Genomic DNA, 16982 nt, shown 5'->3' with positions numbered 1-16982 from the left:
CGAGTAGAGTCTACCAAGGTTTCCCTCTATCTACAAGGCAACGCCGCCCGACCTCACGCTCGATCGGCAGGCTGCTTTAGCGTTAGGGGAGCAGGTCCGGTCGGTAAAACGCCAGATGCGTAGTGCCATACTGCTTTTGCCGCACCAGATCCAAGCCAGAGATCGCCACGGGCCTCCAGGCATCGGGGCGGTGCTCTACCGCAATTTCTCCCGTGGGCTGGAGCAGGTTTAGGGCCACTAGCCGCTCCAGTACCGGCATGTACAACTCACTGTCGTAGGGCGGGTCAAAGTAAATGCAGTCGAAGGGTTGCCCGTGTAGCCGCGAAAGCTGCTTCACCACATCGCCACGAAACAGGCTGAAGGTTTGGTCGGGCTGAGCCACCTTTTGCCAGTTTTCGCGGGTAATGGCGTAGGCCTCGGGCGACTTCTCAATGCCCACGACCTCTGCCGCACCGCGACACAGCGCCTCGGCCCCCATCGCCCCGCTGCCCGTACACAGGTCGAGCCAGCGACAGTCGGCAATGCGCCCCTGCCAGATGTTAAACAGGGCCTCGCGCACCCGCGCCGCAGTGGGCCGAGTATCGTTACCGGGCAGGGTTTTGAGAGCGCGGTTGCCGTAGATGCGCAGCATAGGCTAGCCCACAGCCGCAGGGGTTTGAGCCCGCACCAGGGCGACAAAGTTGGCCAGCATGGTCAGGCCAGCGGGGGCCGACTTTTCGGGATGGTACTGCATGGCCATGATGTTGTCGCGGGCGATCGCCGCCGTTACCGTCTGAGTACCGTGGGTGGTTGTCGCCGCATTCACCGCTGGGTTGGTAGGTTCAGCATAATACGAGTGCACAAAGTAGACCCAGTCGCCATCCTTAACCCCTTGCCACAGCGGGCAGTCGGGCTGGGTCAGGGTCAGCTGGTTCCAGCCCATGTGTGGAATGGTGATAGCTGGCTCTTTTTTGAACTTGCGAATACGGCCCGAAATTAGCCCCAGCCCTGGCTCGACTCCCTCATCGCTGCCGTCGAACAACAGCTGCAGACCCAGACAAATGCCCAAAAAAGGCTTACCCGCCGCAATTTCTCGCTTAATCGGCTCGATCAACCCCTTCTCGCGCAGGTGCCGCATGGCCGGGTCAAAGGCCCCGTCGCCGGGTAGCACCAGGGCATCGGCAGCCTCCAAGTCAGCCACCACGTCGGTAATGGTCGGCGTCGCTCCGGCCAGCGCCAGCCCCTTGCAAGCCGAGTGCAGATTGCCCATGTCATAGTCAATTACGGCAATGTTAGCCATACACTCTCCTGCTCTGTTCTATTTCTAAGGCGTGGGGTTCGTTCAGCCTCTATCCTACCTGGCAGACCTGGGWGAATTTTGGATTTTGAACTTTGGATTTTGGCTAACGTTGAACCAGCAGACTTTCCCATCCACCCATCCACCCATCCACCCATCCACCCATCTACCCATCTACTCCCCATGCTCCTCACCACCTTCGCCCCCTGGCGCGCCCACCAGCCCTCCAATGCTGCCGATGATCTGGTGGCCCACTTGCAGCAGTGCCAGCAAATTCCCTCTGGCACTACTGTGTTGCGCCACATTCCGGTCAGTTTTGAGCTGGCCCCGATTCGGGTGATGGCCAAGCTGGTTGAGCTGCAGTCGCCCGTGGTGGTGTGCTGCGGTATGGCCGAGGGGCGCAGCCACCTGCACCTGGAGCGCTACGGCAAGGGGAATGACCTGGCTCTAGAGACCCTGCTGCCCCTGGAGGAATTAATGGCGGGCACCCACCTCACGGGCATTAGCGACTGTGCGGGCACCTACGTCTGCAACCACCTGTATTATCGGCTTTTGGGGGCGATCGCGCAGTACCGTTGGCCCATGCAGGCCCTCTTTGTACATGTTCCGCCGCTCACCTCGGCGACTCAGCCATTGCTGGCCCACGACCTGGCGCTGATACTAAAACGGCTGGCCAAGCTGACCAGCCGCTTAAACCTAAAATGTGATGAATCTAGAAAAACAGCCTAGTCGACAGTGGTTCTAAACCGAATTAGCCCCACCTGGTTGCTGCCAATGGTGCCCGCGTTGACCACGACAGCTCCGTTACCCTGGTTGGTACCACAGAACGGTGGCAATGCCGCCCCAGGGGCAACAAACTGGCCAGGGTCACCGTCATTGGCATTGGTGTAGTTAACCACAGGGCCAGCCGGTGCCGAAGAGGCGATCGCCTGAATGCCCTGACCAGTTCCAAAGCTGTTGGGGTTGAAGGTCGTACCAATGGGAATTTGGTCGCACAGCACGACGTTATTAGCATTCCCAGCTCCAGGGTTAGCGAAGTAAACGGTGTACTCAATGCCGTTGCTCGTTTGTACCGGGGGGTCATCGATGACGTCAAGGCCCTGGCCCAGGCCGTTGTTTTGCAGCAGTGTCAGCGCTGTACCATCGCCGACTACCTGATTGAAGTCGGGCAATGGCGCAGGGCCAAACAAGTTGGTAATGCGCTTCAGCAGGGCTAGATTGCCCGCTGGCACAGTCGAAGTCACTCGCCGTACTAAACCAAAGCCCCCGGCAACCAGATCCAGCCCTCCAGCTAAGCTACCACTCCCGGTACCAAGGGGGAATACGGCCTGGTTAGTAAAGTCTACGAGCTGGTCAGGGGTACCGTTTACATCGTTGGCAAAGAGAGAGTACCCAAAGAACGGCTGGGTACTTTGGCCAGGGGGTAGAAGAAAGCTGATTGGGAATACAATCCCGCGAACGTCCTGCTCCTCCACCTGGTGGCTAGGTCGGAAGTCAGGGTTGGTTGTTGCTGGAGTATCTTTACGCAAAACTACTGATGGATATCGCACACCAACATTGACACCTGGTGGGCCCCAATCACCTGGGGCAGCTTTCCTCAATGGGCCATAACTGGTAGGGTTTCCGCCGGCATCTAAACCCGTAACTGCTGCGATTCCAAAGGCATCATTGCCTCCCCGTTCCAGAATTAAAAACCCAACGTTATCAGCCTCCTCCGCTGTGAGGGTAACACCGGGATTGCCAATCAGATAGTCAACGCGCTCAATATTGTTGCGGTGGTCTTGGTCAACAAAACCAATGTTATTGAACACGTTGTCAATACCACGGTTAATGACCCGACTGAGTATGGCAAATTCTGTTCCTCCCGGCCCAGGCGGAGGTTCCGAAGGGGCCAGACTAATGGTGCCCGTCGTCGCCGTTATCGCCTCAAAGAAAAGTTGCTCTCTTGAACCTAGTGTTCCTGTAGGTGCAGCTGGCGGTGGCGGAATGGGTACAGCACCGTTGCGACGAAACACAATCCGCTGGGGTAAGCCGGCTGGAGGGATGATCTCGGTGGCGGGTTCAAAGCGTTCTCGCCCAGGCCCAGCAGTAACCGCTTGCAACACAAGCTCATTCCCTTGCCCAAAGGACAAATTGGTGGTTGCTCCAGCACAGCCTGGAAATCCCTGGGCAGCAGAGGAGGTGCAGGGGTCGGCAAAAGGGGCTGGATTGTAGTTGGATGGTGTGCCGGGCACGGTTGTTGTAAATAGCCCATTGATGTCGAGAGACGTAGCAACCTGAGCCTGAGCTGGGGCGGGCCAGCCCACCAAGTTTACCGTTACCAAAACTAAGACCAGCACCAGGCTCAGCCAGCGCCGCAGACGGCGGCGTGGCGTAGAGGACTGAAAAATAAGCTCAAAGAACTGACGCATAACAGGTAGAGATAGCGAGCATGAAATAAAACGGGCAGAGCTTTGGCGGTCGCTGCTGAGCCTACTCCAGTTGGAGGTCGGCCTCCTGGTCTTGGAAGATGATGTCGAGGCCGCGCAGGTCGGTAAAGACAAACTCCACCCGGCGATCGCGGGCGTACTCGACTCGGCCGCTGCCCTGGCTGCGCCGCTGGGTCTCACCAAAGGGCACAATTCGCATGCGCTCGGGGGGCACGCCCTGGCGAACTAAATAGTTGCGGGCGGCGAGGGAGCGGCGCTCGCTCAGGGCCAGGTTATAGGCGGCACTGGCGCGGGGGTCGGTGTGGCCGTGCAGCTCCACCGTCAGGAAGGGATACTCCAGCATGACCGCTGCGATCTGATCGAGTATTACCGCGCTCTCAGGGCTAATGTCTGAACGATCGAGGGCGAAGTGAATATTGCGGGGTACGGTCAACACCAGCGGCTCGAGCGGCGGCGGCGGCTCGACGGGTGCGGGGGGCGGCACGGGCGCGGCGCAGGTGGGCAGCTCGACCGGGGTGGCGGGCAGATCGGGCAGGGTGCCATCGGCGGCCAGCACGGCGGCGACAGGAGCCGGTTCTGAGGTGCCCCACTCGGGGTCGGAGGCGATCGCGCTCACCCTGGTACCTGGCGGCAGGGCCAGACTGGCGCTAAAGGTGCCCTCAGGGCTGGCGGTCACGGTGCCCAGGGACTCGCTCAAGGGGCTATAGGGGAAGCCCTCCTCAGCAATGCGGTAGAGGTCAACCTCGGTGCCCGGGTCGGCCGTACCGGTTAGGGTGACCTCGGCGGCCCCGCTGGCAAAGCTATAGGCGTCAAACTCGGGGGAGTTGATGGCCGCGTTGCCGGTTTCGCGTCGGCGGTGGTAAGAGTTGCGGGGCGGGTTGGGGCCGTCTCCTTTTTGAAAGTCCTGCACCCCGGTATTGCCCTGGGTGTTGAGGTCAATGGAGAGCCCGTCGAGTCCGGCATAGCGATTGCCGCGAATTTGGTTGCGGAGGCTGAGCGGGTAGGCCGTCACCGCTACCCCCGGCCCCGGCTGATAGCCAATGAAGTTGTCGCTGAGCTGGTGGTCGTTGCCCATCAGGTACACGGCGGCGCGCTCAAACCGCCGACCGTTGTATTGAATGGCATTGCCTGTGATCTGGGTTGCCCCCTCTGTCTTAAATAAATAGATGCCGCTGCCGTCGTTGGCGCAGATTAGGTTGTCGGTAATGGCGCTACTGGCGATCGCCCCCTCCAGGCGAATGGCGTCGGGCATACCAGCCAGGCCGTTACCGATGATGGCGTTTTCGCTCACCTGCAGCCCGTCGGCCCGAAAGCCCGTGATAATGGCGCTACCGTCGTGGTTTTGAATTCGGTTATTGCGAATGGTGGTTTCTACCGCATTAAATACCGACACCCCAAAGGCCGACGGCACCGCCGGAAACTCGCCGTCGGGGGGCAGTCCCAACCAATTTTGCTCAATCACCACGCCCCTGGGCGCGGCTTCGGCATCTTCTATGCGAAACAGCTCCAGCGCCGGGCTGAGGGGGCTTGAGTCGACCGGCGGGGCCAGGGCGCTGATGAAAATATCGGCGGGCGGCGTGGTCTGGGTGGCGCGATCGCTGGTGCGAAATCCGTAGAGGCTAAGTCCTCGCACGGTTACGCCATCGGCGGCAATGGTCAGGCCGCGAGCCACTTCGCTGCCCTCAGCCACCGTCAGACTGACCACAGGCGCAGGCGGAAATTTAGGATCTAGTCCGGCACTGGCGTCGTAGCCTGCCTGGGTCGTGCCGTCGATCACTAGCTCCGGGGCGATAATTTCAGGTAGCAGGTCCACCAGGGCAATGGTGGTCTGCCCCGCTGGCAGATCGAAGCCAATCCGTGATCCCTGTCCCGTGGGCAAGGGCTGCACAAAGGCCTGCTCGGCCTCGCTCAGCTGCTCAGGGGTGAGGGTGCCGTTGGCCAGCTCGACGGCCTCCCGCAGCGTCAGCCCCTCGTCGGGCTGCACCGGCCCATCGCCCGCGCTGGTGACCCGCACGCTGTAGCCCGCCAGCGCCGATTGCCCCACTGCGGGGGGCACCGTTAGGGCCAGCCCCGGCACAGTCAGGGCGACGGCACCATATCCTATCCACCACTGCTGCTTCATTCCTCACCTCCTGGGGCCGTGTCTGTTGCCTCGGGCTGGAGTGCCTCGGGCGTGGTCTCGGGCTGAAACACATCGGGGGGTGCCTCGGGCGTTACGCCGGGCTCGGGCACCTCGGTTTCGCCTACTGGGGGCTCGGGGATGTCGGTTAGGGCTGCCTCATCTACGTAAGAGTCTTGCTGCTGGGGCGGCGACACCGGCTGCACCCCAAAGCCGTTAAACAACTGATTGACCTTAGCGGTAATGCCAAAGTAAGGACCGCTGGCCGAGCGGTAGCCGCCGCCGCCCACAAACGAGCCGTCATTGGCACCGCCAAAGCTGTAGCCCAAGCCCAGCCGCACATCGGGGGTGAGGTAGTAGCCCGCCTCCAGGGCAAAGCCAGTCTCGTTGTAGCCCACGGCGGGCTGCCCCAGCCAGCGCACCTCAGCTCCAACGTCCCAGCGGTAGGCAAACCGATAGGTCGCCCGCGCCTGAGCCAGGTGAATGCTGTTGGAGAAGCCAAAGTCTTCGGCCAGGTTGGCCGTGCTGTAGCGCAGGCCGTACTTGCCATAAAATTCCCAACGGTAGCTGGGGGCGTAGATGCCCTCCAGCGACAGGGTGTGGTCCTGGGCCTCGGAGCTGGTGCCCTGCAGAATACTGTCTGGGGTGCTGCCAGGGTTGCGGCGGTACTCGTAGCTGAGCAGGCCGTTGAACTGATCGCTGACCGGGTTGCGGTAGGCTAGCCCCAGGCGCAGGCTGCTGGAGTTGCCCAGGGCATCGGTGATGGTCTGGTTAGCAAAATTGGCCAGATCAAACCGGGCCAGACCCGTGAGCGAGTCGGTAATCTTGCCAGCGGCCGCTGCCCCCAGCACAATGTTGCTTGACCCCGGCGAATCACGATACTCAAAGCGGCCGCTGGCTTGCCAGTCGGGGTTGTCGGTGTACTCCAGCCCCACTGAGTAAACGGTAGAGGCCAGCAGCCCCAGGGACGATGAGCCCCCCTGGCCGACGGCGAAGGGCTGGGCAAACTGCTGGCCCGCCCCGGTGAGATTAAAGCCATCGCCAAAGATGCGCTCGAAGCCGAAGGTGGCCCGCAGTCCGGGGGCTAGCACCAGGCGGTGGTTAAGGCCGATCGCCCCCTGCCCGGTAATGCCGTTGTAGCCCCCCAGCAGTGAGTAGCGGTTGGTTAGGGTGGTGTTGTCATCCAGCTCGTAGTCGACTAGGGTGTCGAGGCTGGTAATCGAGCTCGGCCCGTTGCCCCCCGACAAAAACTGCTGGGCCAGCCGCAAACTCACCCCCGGCTGTACTGCCCACTCCAGGCCCACCGTATTGCGGGTGGGGTAGAGGGGGTCGGTGGTGCCCAGGTTCAGCTCGCTCTGGGCCAGGGCGCTGAGGGTTTCGGTCAGCGGCAGGTTTAGCCGCGACACCAGCTGGTTGGCGTTGGCCGAGGTATTGGCAATGCGATCGTCGCGGTTGCGGTTGACGAAGTCAATGCCCAGGGTGGCGCTGCCAAACTGCTGCACAATGCCGGCCCGCAGCTCGGTTAGAGTGTTGTCGATTTGTCCGCCCTGAATGGCGGTTTGGCCCGGTCTCAGAAGCCCAGCGGCGGAGGTTTGAATGGCAGTGGCGGTGCCCAGGTTACGCTCCTGATCGACCAGGGCGCGAATTTGGGTTTGAGGCCCGACCTGGGCCAGCACTTGACCGCCCCAGCGGGTTTGCCCAGGGCGAAAGGTGCTGGTGGCAGTGTTGTTGAAACCGCTGTCAGTGGAACGGTAAAACGCTTGCCCCGTCACCCCCTCAAAGGGGGTACCGCTGAGCTCGATGCGGTAGGCATTGCCCTGGTTGTTGGTGGCCCCAGCGTTGAACGTCGATCGCGCGAATTCTCCAGTCACCTGGCCCAGATCACCCAGGGGCCAGAGCACATCAAAGCCGTAGAGGGTAAAGTCTTGGGCTCCCTGGTCCTCGCTGAGCAGGGTGGCCCCGACGACACCGCCGTCGTCACCGTTGGGACGGTACTGCAGGCGACCGGCATAGAGATTGCCGCGTGCTGAGGCATCTTCGACCTGGTAGGTGACGACAATACGCCGCACCAGGGTAACGCCTAAGGGGTTGAGATCGACGGCTCTAACTGGCTGATTGAACAGCAGCGTGCCGCGATCGTAGTCGATGGTGTAGTCGACGCCGCGGTACAGCGGTGTGCGTTCGAGCACGGTGCCGGGGCGGTTAAACTCCTCGGCCTCGATGAACACATTCTCGCTGCCCCGCAGTACCAGTCGCCGCGACAAGAAGTAGTAGCCGCTGGTGCCGTCGGGGGCAATGGTGTCGCGCTGAAAGGGCCGCACGTTGTCGGCGTACATGGCGGTGAGCTGCAGGCCGTTGCCAAAGGTGTAGTTGCCCTTAAAGCCGTGCAGCTCTCGCACGGTGGCCGTAAACTGCTGCGACTCGCCAGCGAACTCCTGGGTGCCGTAGTCGCCCCACATAAAGTAGTCTGGCTCAGCGTCGGGCACCAGTGAGTCGCGCTGAAAGCGCAGGTACAGGCTATCGATGGAGGGGGTGAGGAAGTCGGTGGTGGAGCTGTCGCCGTAGACCGGATACGTCTGGTCGCAGGCCTGCACATCGCGGTAGAGGCTGCTGCCATCGCAGCGATCGTTGAGGCCGCGCGTGTTGTTGTAGGCCCCGGTAAACAGCCAGTCGCCCACGGCCCCGGTGGCAAATAGCCCGGTGGTAAAGCTCACCTCCACGTCATCGCTGAGGGAATCGGGGTTGAGAAAGTCTCTAAAACTGCCCAGGAAGTTGGTGCCACCCCGGCCCACGCGAAAATCAACTACCCCAGAAATAATGGTGGGGCGCAGATCGGTGTAGAAGCTCACCTGGGTGGTGGCTTCTAGAGTGGGATAGTCTCGGGCCAGGCTGGGGTCGATGTCCCGCAGGGTTTGCGCACTGACAAAGGCCTGCACGGTGGCTGGCCGAGCATCGAGCGGCGATCGCAGCTGAGCCTCAAACTGCCCCAGCCGGGCCAGCACCTGAAACCCGCCGCGATCGGCATCGTAGTCGGCCCCGACAAACTCCCCAGCTGTGCTGGTTAGCGTCACCACCACGTCATCGGCGAGGGGATTGCCCTCATCTGTCGTCACCGCCCCCACCAGGGTGAGCGTCGATCGCCCGTTGGCCGGAATCTGGGTCTCGCTCTCGGGAGCCAGGGTGAGGGTGTACATCGCCTCAGCCCCAGGCCCTACCGGCGTCAGGGGTTGGGTCGAGGGCGGGTTGAGCGGTAGCTGGTCACCGCCAAAGCGAAAGTCAAAGAGTTCGGCATTTTCGCGCCGATTGGCCAGCGGCACTGCCCCGCCGGGTTCCGCCTCTAAGACTGCGGGCAGCTGCCCCTGGGGCTGTACAGTAGCCGCCGCGATCGCCGCCTCAGGGTCGGCCCAGGTTGGGGATGCGATCGCGGGTTTTGCCGCCGGAACCGTCACCGCTGGCCTGGGCAGGGTCAGCTCCAGGGTGTTGCCCGGAACCACTTCGGTGGTGGAGTTTTCTGGCGTGAGGTTTTCTAGCGTGGAACGCTCCGGGGCAGACGCTCCGACCGGAGTTTCAACCACGGCCGCCGATCCCCCAGAGAGGTCTAGATCTGCCGCTGTACCCAAGGTGTCGGGGGCAGCGTGGCCGGGTAGCATCAGCCCAAAAGATCCGGCCAGGGTTGTCAGCAGGCCCAAACCTAGCGAACGAGAAGCCAGTGAACGAGAAGCCAAAGGCATCATGACTGCTCCTCCCCAAAGGTTGGTGTAACGGCAAAGTTCATACGGCCCAGACCACCCGGTGACAGACGCACAAAGCGAGAGGCACTGTTGTCTTCAATCCGGTAGAGGTTGGGGGCCAGCGTGTAGCCCGGCAGACTGTACAGGTCGAGGGTGCCAACCCGGTAGCCCGGCAGCACGTTGGCCAGCGAAAACAACCCGTCTGGGTCGGTCAAAATCCGGTTGCCATCATCCATAAAGACAACGGCGTTAGGTACTCCAGGCTCACCGGGCTGCTGCTGCCCGTCAAAGTTTTTATCCACAAATACCCGTCCCAAGATCGTGCCGCAATCGGACACAATGCCAGGGCGAATGGTCAGCTGGAACGGTGCCGATACCGGCGCAAACCCTGGGGCTGAGGCCTGGGCCACGTTGCGCCCATCACCGCGCACCGCGTCGGGCGTAATCAGCACCCCGTAGGCGATCGACACCGAGGCCCCCGGCTCAAGCGACGGGAATGTCAGCGTCAGGCTGCTGTCGGTGGTCACCTGCTGCGTGGGCTGCAGGGGTGTGGTTTGCACCGAGTCGGGCACGTAGATCAGACCCCGGGGCAGCTGGTCTGTAATCGTTAGCGGGGTTGCCGCTCGACTCGAAGGGTTGGTAACCAGCAGCCGATAGACCACCACATCCCCAGGCTCTGCCGCGGCGCGATCGGCGGTCTTAACAATGCTCAGGGGCACAATGTCTTCGCCAACGCGGGTTTCGTTGGAGGTGACGGTCACTGGCCCCTCAGGGCCGTCAAACTGGGCCGTCGCCTGGTTAACAAATACTCGACTCTGAGCCTGCGCCACCGTTGATGGTGGCCCCGCATGGCTCAGGCAATAGCTCAAAACCAGGGCTAGCAAGAACAGCAGCCCCCGGTACAGTTGTCGCTGATTACGTCTCACACCACCCCTCTGAGACTACTCGTCACACCACTGACACCCCGGTTGGGCTTGGCCCACCTGTGCCTTCGATCCACTCCTGGTGGGCTTTAAGCCCTTGCGTCAACGACCAAAAGGAATACTTCGTGTCGTCAAACTCGCCAAATCATACCAAGCGCATCCGTAAATACCCATAAATTCTCTGTTAAGTTTTTTAATTGGGTCCGGATTTGCTCAATGCGCCCCGCAGGGCCTAGGGCCAAGGCCGCCGAGGCAGCCTTGGCCCTAGGCCGTCGCAAGTTGAGCTAGAAACTATCACAGAGGTTATATGGAATTCATAAGAGCAGCTCTGGCTATGCTTTGCTAATGTCAGGCTTAAACCCCTGTTGGCCCAGAATCCTACCGTTAACGCTGAGGCATAACGCCATGACCTACACGGGTCGAATTGCGCAGATCAATGTTTCGCCGGGTGGGGTGCCGAAGCTGGCGATCGCTACGGCCCAAGCTACCGCCGCTGGGCTCAGCGGCGACCAGCAGCGCAATCTTAAATTTCACGGCGGACCCGATCGCGCCCTGTGCCTGTGGTCGCTGGAGGTGATCGAAACCCTGCGCCTAGAAGGTCACCCCATTGGCCCCGGCAGCGCTGGCGAAAACCTCACCCTGGCCGGGCTAGACTGGGCGGCTCTGGGGCCAGGTAGCCAGCTTCAGCTTGGAGAACAGGTGCGGGTTGAGGTTACCGACTACGCCCCGCCCTGCCGCACTATCATGCGGTGGTTTAGCGATCGCCGCTACAGCCGCATTAGCCAAACCCACCACCCCGGCAGCAGTCGGCTGTACGCACGGGTGCTGCTGCCGGGCCAGTTGACTACGGGCGATTGCGTCACGGTGACGAGCGCCGGGCTGCGGTCTAGGCCATTGGGTACTGGTTCCTAGGGTCTAGTCTGTGTCCATGTCTGCCCCAGCCGTTCTCCTTTGCTAAGAACCCCTATAGAATGGCTAGATAGGGAGCTTTAGATATGGGGCTTTAGTTGTGGCTTCACAAGCCCTATGATTTAAGGTGGACGGGATTTCGGTCATCCCACCCTTGCAAACATGACACTCAGCTGGGTTAGCGATTAATCACCATGACCATACCAACGGCGCTATCGAGCGATTTTTTGTTGACGGCGGGGCTGTACGCTGGCGTCGTCGGAGTTTATTTGCTGGTGGTGCCCCTGGCTCTGCTCTTCTACGTGCGGCGGCGCTGGTACATTGCCGGGTCTATCGAGCGCACCCTGCTGTACGGGCTGGTGTTTGTCTTTTTCCCCGGCATGCTGCTGTTTAGCCCCTTTCTAAACTTCCGCCCCCAGCCGCGCGATATTAAGGCCTAGGCAGCATGCGACGCATCGACGTAATTGCCGTTGGCTTCGGCATTTTTCTGGCCGGGGGTGGGCTGTTTTTGGGCTTTCGGCTGTTTGGCCTCGACGGCATCTCCGCTGGTATCTGGAGTCAGGCGGTAATGGTGGGCGGTGTGGTCGCCTGGTTGGCCAGCTACCTGCTGCGGGTGGTCACCCGCAACATGACCCTCAACCAGCAAATGGATGACTACGAGTCGGCGGTGCTCCAGCGCCAGCTCGACGAGCTGAGCCCAGAGCAGCTGGCCGCCCTGCAGGAAAAGCTGGACCAGGAGAATGCCAAGTAGAGGGTTTGGGGCTAGTTTCGGGATCTGACCTCGCTACCGAGCCAGTCCTCCGCTGTGGTTTTGGGTCACTATTGCTCAGCCACTCCCCGACCATAGCCCTGAACCATAGACGCGGTGCCACTCTTGCCCTAGAGTGCTGTATTGGGTGAATTATTTGCCCCAGCCCTTTGGCCCCTCTCTTAGGACTACGTCTTCGGTACCCCGCTATGGCCCTTGTTTCCGATCGCTTCCGTGACCTGCGAGCGCGGGGCGAATGCGCCCTGATTCCCTTTATTACCGCTGGCGACCCCGATTTAGAAACGACCGCCGCGGCCCTGGGGGTGCTGGATCAAAACGGGGCCGACTTCATCGAGCTGGGGGTGCCCTACTCCGACCCCCTCGCCGATGGCCCGGTGATTCAGGCGGCCGCCACCCGCGCCCTTGAGAAAGGGGTCACCCTCGATGCCGTGCTCTCGATGGTTAAGGGGCTACAGCTGCAGGCACCGCTAATTTTGTTTACCTACTACAACCCCATTCTCAACCGGGGCATCGATCGCTTTATGGCCGATGTGGCGGCGGCGGGGGTAGCCGGACTGGTCGTTCCCGACCTGCCCTTAGAAGAAGTCGAGGCGCTGCTGACGGCGGCGGCGGCGGCAGGTATCGACGTCACCCTGCTGGTGGCCCCCACCTCACCGCCCGATCGCATTCAGGCGATCGCAGCCCAGGCCCAGGGGTTTGTATATTTGGTCAGCGTCACTGGGGTAACGGGCACCCGCAGCGAGCTGCAAAGCCGGGTTAAAGACCTGATCAGCGGTCTCAAGCAAACTACCGATAAGCCCATTGGCGTGGGCTTTGGCGTCTCAGACCCCGACCAGGCCCAACAGCTCAAAGCCTGGGGAGCCGACGGCGTGATTGTGGGCAGCGCCTTTGTTAAGCGGCTGGCTGGCGATACCCCAGAGGCCGCCCTATCCACCATCGGTGACTTCTGCCGTCGCCTCAAGGCCGCTGTGGCCTAGACTGCTGTACTGCGATCGCCCCTACGCCCGCTGCCAGGTCTGGGCATAGGCAGGGCGCAGATAGGTCGTCGCCGTCTCAGGGGGTTGGGGTCGCCCAAACAGGTAGCCCTGCATGCCGGTGCAGCCCAAGTCATGCAAACGCAGGCTTTGGGCGGTGGTCTCTACCCCCTCAGCCACCAGGCTGAGCGAAAGCCCCCTGGCCATAGCGATAATGGCGCTGACCATGGCCTGGTCTACGGGGCTGTGGGGCAGGTCTTTGACAAAGGCGCGATCGATCTTGAGACCGTCGAGGGGAAACTGTTTCAGGTGACTGAGGCAGGAGTAGCCGGTGCCAAAGTCATCCATCGAGATTTTGACGCCGAGCCGACGCAGGTCCTGCAGCCGCTCAATGGAGGTGGCCATATCGGCCATGGCGGCGGTCTCGGTAATTTCTAGCTCCAAGTAGGTGGGAGGCAGGTCGGTTTCTTTCAGCACGGTGGCCACACTGTTGACCAAGTTGGGATGCTGCAGCTGCCGGGCCGACAGGTTTACCGCCAAGTTCACCAGGGGCAGCCCGGCCCGATGCCAAGCCATGACCTGGGTGCAGGCGGTGCGCATCACCCACTCGCCAATCGGGACAATTAGGCCATTTTCTTCGGCCAAAGGAATAAATTGGCAGGGAGCCACCAGCCCCAGCTTGGGGTGCTGCCAGCGCAGCAGGGCCTCCATTTGCACGACTTCGCCCGTGGCCACATTCACCTGGGGCTGGTAGTAGAGAACAAATTCGTCGCGGCCCAGGGCGTGGTGTAAAAAGCTTTCTAGTTTGAGCCGCTGGGCAGCCTCGGTGCTCAGGCCCTGGGTGTAAAACTGGAAGTTATTGCGGCCCTGCTGCTTGGCCCGGTACATGGCGGCGTCGGCGTTTTGCAGCAGGGTAGTCATATCCTGCCCGTCCTGGGGAAACAGGGCAATGCCCAGGCTGGCCGTCACGTGTAGCTCGTGGTTTTGCAGCAAAAAGGGTGGGGTTAGCTGGTCGGCGATGCGCTGAGCCACCTTGGCGGCATCGGTTGGGCTGGTCAGGTTGGGCAAAATCAGGGTAAACTCATCGCCGCCCCAGCGGGCCACAATATCCTCGGTGCGCAGGGCGGTGCTCATGCGCTGGGTTACCTGCTGCAGCAGCAGATCGCCCACCGCGTGGCTGAGGGTATCGTTAATGGTTTTGAAGTGGTCGAGGTCCAGAAAAATGACCGCCAGCATTTGCTCGCTCTGGCTGGTGCGGGCGATCGCCTGGGGCAAATGCTGGTCAAAAAAGGCGCGATTGGGCAGCCCGGTCAGGGTGTCGTGGTACACCTGGTAACACATTTGCGCCTCGGTCTGCTGGCGCTTGATAGCTCCGCCCAGACTCGCCGCCACCGCTACCAAAATCGACTCGTCGCTGGCGCTCCACTCCCACTCCTGCTGGCAGGCATCGAAGCCAATATAGCCCCACAGCTTAGCATCGATAAAAATCGGCACCATCAAAACAGATAGAATGCCGTCTCTCAGCAGCACGGCCTGCTCGGCGGGAGGCATGTGACGGGTCAGAGAACAAATTGATTTCCCTTGTAGCAGCAGAGACAGCCAACGCTCTAGACCCAGGGTGCGATAGCCCTGGTCTTGCAGGTAGGGCTGGCCCAGGCCAGAGGGCGTGGTAGGGGTGGTCCACTCGTAGCGCAGGGTCATGGCCGGTTCGCCCGTCACCGATTGGGGATGGTGGGTGTAGACGTAGGCGCGATCGGCGGTGGCGGCTTGGCCCAGGCGGGCCAGCACCTGGGGAATCGCCTGCTGCACGTCGGCGGTGGTAAGCAGGCACTGGCTGGCCTCAGCTACCCCCTGCAGCAGGCGATCGCGGCGCAAAATGGCTGCCTCTCCCCGCTTGCGATCGGTAATGTCTTCGACGGTGCCCTCGTAGCCAATCAGCACCTGGCGATCGTCGTAGATGGCCCGCGCCGACTCCGAAATCCAAATCACGGCCCCGTCTTTGCGGTACACCTCAGACTCAAACCCCAGCACCGACCCGTTGGCCCAGATTAGATCGATGAACTCCTGGCGACGACCGGGCTGCACGTAGAGCTGCTGATTGATGTCGGTCAAATTTTGAGTTAAATCCTGAGGCGAATGGTAGCCGTAGAGCCTCGCCAGCATGGGGTTTACGGTCAAATACTGGCCCTGGGGCGTGCTCTGGAACATGCCTTCAACGGCGTTTTCAAAAATGCTGCGATACTTAGTTTCGGCCCGCATCAGCGACAGCTCGGTCTGCCGTCGCTCCAGGGCCAGAGCCAAGTCAGCGGTCACGACCCGCAGCAGGTCAACCTCAGCGTCGCTCCAGGGGCGGGGGGTGGTGCAGTTGCTAAAACCCATCACCCCCCGCAGCTGGTTTTGAATCACCAGGGGCAGCAGCAGCAGCGACTTGACGTAGCTGGGGGCAGCGGTCAGCACCTGGCGCTGCAGATCAGAAAAGTCGCCCTCAACCAGGTTAATGACCTGCCGCTGCACCAGGGTGGTGTGCCAGTCGGCAAAGACCGGCTCGACTGGCATCGTTTGAAATCTGGGATCGCTGGCGGTAGACGGTATGCCAGGAGCCGACCACTCGACTCGCTGCACCAGGGTCAAAGACCGCGATGACTGACTCCCCGGCGCTTCGCAGGTGCCCTGAGGTTCGTAGCCTTCCTTGAGTTCGTAGTAGTAGACCCGGCTGGCCCCCGAGATCTCGCCTAGGGCCGCAAAAATGTGGGTGATGGGGCGCTCCTGCCAGCCCCACTGCCAGGCCAACAGCTGCCGCTGAATTTCGGCCAGGGTGGCCAAAACCTGCTCTCGTCGCTTGAGCGTTTCCTGGTCGGCAATCTGCTGGGTGATATCTTCAAAGGTGCACAGCACGCCAATCACGGTGCCTGTGGAGTCGCGCATGGGCAGACGGCTGCAGTCAACCCAACCCAGCTGACCGTTGGGGTGCGTTTGAGGTTCAATGGCGTGGAGGTCAGCCATGCCCCGGGTCATCACCAGGCGATCGCGGGCGCTGCGGTAGGCCGCTTCTTCGGCACTGAGGCAGGGCAAATCGCCGTCGGTGCCGCCAACAATATCGGCCGGGGCCGCTAGCCCCACAGCCTCGGCAAAGGCCTGGTTGCAGCCCAGGTAGTAGCCCTGGCTATCTTTCCCAAAGAGGGGCTGGGGAATGCTGTCGAGCACCAGCTCTAGCAGGTCTTCGCGGGCCTCTAGGGCCTGCTCTACCCGACGCAGGGCAGCCTCCGACTGCTTTAGGGGCGTAATGTCGGTAATAAAGCCTTCAATGCCAATGATTTCGCCCTGGTCGCCCACAACGGCGGCTCCCTTTTCCCACACCCATTTTTCCTCGCCGCTGCGGGTGCGAATGCGGTATTCCACCTCGTAGGCCTGACCAGACTCGCTCGCCCGCTGAATGCTTTCCAGCACCTGGGGCAGATCGTCGGGATGGGTAATTGTGTTGTAAGATACCGCGCTGTCTGGGCTGAGCAGCTCCGCTGGCTGGTAACCGGTCAGCGGGTAGCACCCGGCGCTGAGGTAGCGCATTGACCAGTTGGCATCCCCATCGGCCTGAAACACAATCCCCGGCATCACGTCGATTAGGCGCTGGGGAGCAGCGGGGTTGCCAGACGGCAAACGACCCTGGCCCAGCAGCGCCAGGATAAGCCAGTACAGCCCACAATCGGGGGTGGAAGTAAGCCGAGCCGAACGATTACCAACTGTGGCGTCAGGGCAACGAGATTCAGAATCGTGCATAGGTCATCGGCAGGGTGGGTTCGGTGCCCCACGGTTGTTGGTTTAATATGCCCCAAATTACCTCTAGGAACGATGTCT

12 protein-coding genes are annotated in these 16982 nt (G+C 61.4%); 5 read left to right on the top strand and 7 right to left on the bottom strand.

The annotated features are described in order from the left end of the window. Positions 1-82 precede the first annotated feature (82 nt). Both rsmD and hisH read right to left on the bottom strand, forming a co-directional pair. Positions 83-631 carry a 16S rRNA (guanine(966)-N(2))-methyltransferase RsmD gene (gene rsmD, locus IQ265_RS04180; RefSeq protein WP_194050924.1) on the bottom strand — a complete coding sequence of 183 codons (549 nt, stop codon included), beginning with the start codon at positions 629-631 and terminating at the stop codon, positions 83-85. 3 nt (positions 632-634) lie between these two features. Then, entirely contained in the window at positions 635-1279 is a 645-nt protein-coding gene (gene hisH, locus IQ265_RS04175; protein ID WP_194050923.1) for an imidazole glycerol phosphate synthase subunit HisH, read from the bottom strand. A 99-nt stretch (positions 1280-1378) separates the two neighbouring features. Between hisH and IQ265_RS04170 the strand changes: the two genes are divergently transcribed. Further along, positions 1379-2005, top strand: a complete 627-nt coding sequence (locus tag IQ265_RS04170) for a peptidase C15 (RefSeq protein ID WP_194050922.1) — start codon at positions 1379-1381, stop codon at positions 2003-2005. Here the strand turns inward: IQ265_RS04170 and IQ265_RS04165 are convergent. From IQ265_RS04165 to IQ265_RS04150, 4 genes are all read right to left on the bottom strand, one after another. Further along, complete coding sequence (locus IQ265_RS04165) at positions 2002-3687, bottom strand: DUF11 domain-containing protein (protein ID WP_194050921.1); 1686 nt, start codon at positions 3685-3687, stop codon at positions 2002-2004. The genes IQ265_RS04170 and IQ265_RS04165 overlap by 4 nt on opposite strands. A gap of 61 nt (positions 3688-3748) precedes the next feature. Beyond that, on the bottom strand, positions 3749-5827 hold the full coding sequence (locus IQ265_RS04160; protein WP_194050920.1) for an OmpA family protein: 2079 nt from the start codon (positions 5825-5827) through the stop codon (positions 3749-3751). After that, positions 5824-9558, bottom strand: a complete 3735-nt coding sequence (locus IQ265_RS04155; RefSeq protein WP_194050919.1) for a TonB-dependent receptor — start codon at positions 9556-9558, stop codon at positions 5824-5826. The genes IQ265_RS04160 and IQ265_RS04155 overlap by 4 nt, the downstream gene beginning before the upstream one ends. After that, entirely contained in the window at positions 9555-10481 is a 927-nt protein-coding gene (locus IQ265_RS04150; protein ID WP_347404909.1) for a hypothetical protein, read from the bottom strand. Before IQ265_RS04150 ends, IQ265_RS04155 begins: the two co-directional genes overlap by 4 nt. A 402-nt stretch (positions 10482-10883) precedes the next feature. Here IQ265_RS04150 and IQ265_RS04145 point away from each other — a divergent pair, with 402 nt between their 5' ends. The 4 genes from IQ265_RS04145 to trpA all read left to right on the top strand — a co-directional run bounded on the left by IQ265_RS04145 (position 10884) and on the right by trpA (position 13133). After that, a complete protein-coding gene (locus tag IQ265_RS04145; RefSeq protein WP_194050918.1) occupies positions 10884-11390 on the top strand; it encodes an MOSC domain-containing protein in 507 nt (168 codons plus the stop codon). A gap of 191 nt (positions 11391-11581) precedes the next feature. After that, a complete protein-coding gene (ndhL, locus tag IQ265_RS04140; protein ID WP_194050917.1) occupies positions 11582-11827 on the top strand; it encodes an NAD(P)H-quinone oxidoreductase subunit L in 246 nt (81 codons plus the stop codon). A 5-nt stretch (positions 11828-11832) separates the two neighbouring features. Further along, the gene (locus IQ265_RS04135; protein WP_194050916.1) at positions 11833-12138 is read left to right on the top strand and encodes a DUF3007 family protein; all 306 of its coding nucleotides are present in this window, start codon (positions 11833-11835) and stop codon (positions 12136-12138) included. A 206-nt stretch (positions 12139-12344) separates the two neighbouring features. Beyond that, the gene (gene trpA / locus IQ265_RS04130) at positions 12345-13133 is read left to right on the top strand and encodes a tryptophan synthase subunit alpha (RefSeq protein WP_194050915.1); all 789 of its coding nucleotides are present in this window, start codon (positions 12345-12347) and stop codon (positions 13131-13133) included. A gap of 21 nt (positions 13134-13154) precedes the next feature. Here the strand turns inward: trpA and IQ265_RS04125 are convergent, their stop codons facing one another. After that, positions 13155-16904, bottom strand: a complete 3750-nt coding sequence (locus tag IQ265_RS04125; protein WP_194050914.1) for an EAL domain-containing protein — start codon at positions 16902-16904, stop codon at positions 13155-13157. Positions 16905-16982: the final 78 nt, after the last annotated feature.

It is taken from the genome of Nodosilinea sp. LEGE 06152, from assembly GCF_015207525.1.
Classification (GTDB): Bacteria; Cyanobacteriota; Cyanobacteriia; order Phormidesmidales; family Phormidesmidaceae; genus Nodosilinea.
The sequence above is the reverse complement of the archived record's forward strand: the minus strand, read 5'-3'. Positions and strand labels throughout refer to the sequence as shown.